Here is a 1814-nt window from a genome sequence, read left to right on the forward strand (position 1 = left end):
CCGTTTCAATGCCGATGCCTGTGGTGCAAATCCGGATAGTGTGGATGTGCATGGGTCAAGGGTGAGTGTTGGTGCCAATGCGTATGTGGCTCGCCCTTGGGATCGTCGGCGGCGTGTGAATGCTGGTGGTGTTCGTCGTGGACATGTCGGTGTTCATGTTCCAAGGCATCGTGCGTGTGCTCGTGCTGGTGGACTTCGGTCAGATGGAAATAGACTCCAACGCCCATTAGCAGTGCCGCAATCAGAAGCCGCACCGTGAGGGGCTCGTGGAACATCGCGATTGCGATCGCCGCTCCCATAAACGGCGCGGTCGAGAAATAGGCGCTTGTGCGGGCTGTCCCCAGATGGCGAAGACCAAGCACAAACAGGACGAGGCTGACGCCATAGCCTAGGAACCCGATCGATCCGGCGGCACCAAGTATTGCCCAGCTCACAGGCTTTGCGCCTATCCAGAACGAAATGGCGACATTCACAGTGCCAGCAACCAACCCCTTGACCATCGCAATCTGGACAGGGCTCGAACCGCTGATCTTACGGGTCAAATTGTTGTCGATGCCCCACGCAACGCACGCTCCGGCAATCGCCAGAGCGCCAAATCCGAACCCGGCAGCGCCTGCCTGCCATGACAGCAAGATCGCTCCGGCAAGAATGGCGAATGCACCGATCAACAGACGTCTGTCGACATTCTCGCGAAACACGATCCAGGCAATCGCCATGGTTGCGAGACCTTCGAGATTCAGCAGGAGAGCGGCTGTCGAGGCTTTTGTGACGGCAAGGCCGGTCATGAGCAGGACTGGCCCCACCAAGCCGCCGGAGACGGTCGCCAGAGCCAGCCATTTCAAATCTGCCCGCCGCAATGGCGCTTCGGGAGATCGTCCGCGAAAGAGCCGACGGAAAAGTTCGAGCGCCGCCAGCCCCAGTCCGGATCCTAAATAAAGAAGGCCAGCCAGCAACCATGGGCCTAGTTCGTTCAGTAGCGGCTTGGCAAGCGGGACGCTCGCGCCAAACAGAAGTGCAGACGCGAGCGCTAAAGGGGCGCCTCGCCATGCAATATGGGAACGGTCAAGCATGGAATTGCTCATTGCGCGCCGCCCACACTATCACGGCGTGGCCAGCCTGAACGCCCCTGGCGGCGCCTCCCACCCAAAGCGTCGCCAGTTAGACGAGAGGCTGGCTTAACGTCAGGGTTTAGTGAAGCCCAGATGCAGGGTGATCTTGTCACCGGCCTTGACGCTTGTCAGAGATGATGGTGGGAAATGAACCTTGAGCTTCATCCCTTCGGCGTCGACATCCACAATACCGCTTGTGGCGTCGATTGCGCTGACGGTTGCCGGCATTTTGTGCATGCCCATCGTCTTGTGCATGCTCATGTCTTGCATGCTGTGCATGTCCGACATGCCGTTCATGCCTTGATCGGCCGCAAAAACCGGCGTTCCGCCGATCATTAAGGCCGATACAGTTACCAGTGCCGCAAAGGTTTTCATGGCTTTCTCCTTTATGGGGCGGAATTGCCCCTTCTGATTGGCAACCATTTGCTCCGGGATCTCTAATCTTTGTGATGTCCGGACTCTTCACCGTGCATGTGCATTTCCTTCATCATCTCGTCATGATCTTCCGGCGCGCTCTTCGCGGCCGCCGCGTATTGAGCCGGGGAAAGTGTGGGCAGCTTGTGCAGAAAGGCGACCATATCCCAGATCAGCGTATCGTTGTGGGTTAGCCCCCAGGCCGGCATCGCGGTCAGCTTGATGCCGTGCTTTATAACCCAGAACTGTTCTGCCGGGGTCAAATCGGTACCGCGGCTCAGTTCGGGCGCC

3 protein-coding genes are annotated in these 1814 nt (G+C 58.4%); all 3 read right to left on the bottom strand.

Features of this window, described 5'->3' with window-relative positions:
- Positions 1 to 5: 5 nt before the first annotated feature.
- The gene (locus tag VL130_RS04050) at positions 6 to 1070 is read right to left on the bottom strand and encodes a DMT family transporter (RefSeq protein WP_325361451.1); all 1065 of its coding nucleotides are present in this window, start codon (positions 1068 to 1070) and stop codon (positions 6 to 8) included.
- Positions 1071 to 1181: 111 nt separating this feature from the next.
- Complete coding sequence (locus VL130_RS04055) at positions 1182 to 1484, bottom strand: hypothetical protein (protein ID WP_325361452.1); 303 nt, start codon at positions 1482 to 1484, stop codon at positions 1182 to 1184.
- Between the two features lie 62 nt (positions 1485 to 1546).
- Positions 1547 to 1814: cytochrome c (locus tag VL130_RS04060; protein ID WP_325361453.1), on the bottom strand; the 268-nt coding region annotated here is incomplete at its 5' end.

The sequence above is a fragment of the Asticcacaulis sp. genome (genome assembly GCF_035497195.1).
Classification (GTDB): domain Bacteria; phylum Pseudomonadota; class Alphaproteobacteria; order Caulobacterales; family Caulobacteraceae; genus Asticcacaulis.

Bases quoted from the DNA above. Each gene is read 5' to 3' on its own strand.
- VL130_RS04050 (WP_325361451.1), bottom strand. From the start codon at position 1,070: ATGCTTGACCGTTCCCATATTGCATGGCGAGGCGCCCCTTTAGCGCTC.
- VL130_RS04055 (WP_325361452.1), bottom strand. From the start codon at position 1,484: ATGAAAACCTTTGCGGCACTGGTAACTGTATCGGCCTTAATGATCGGC.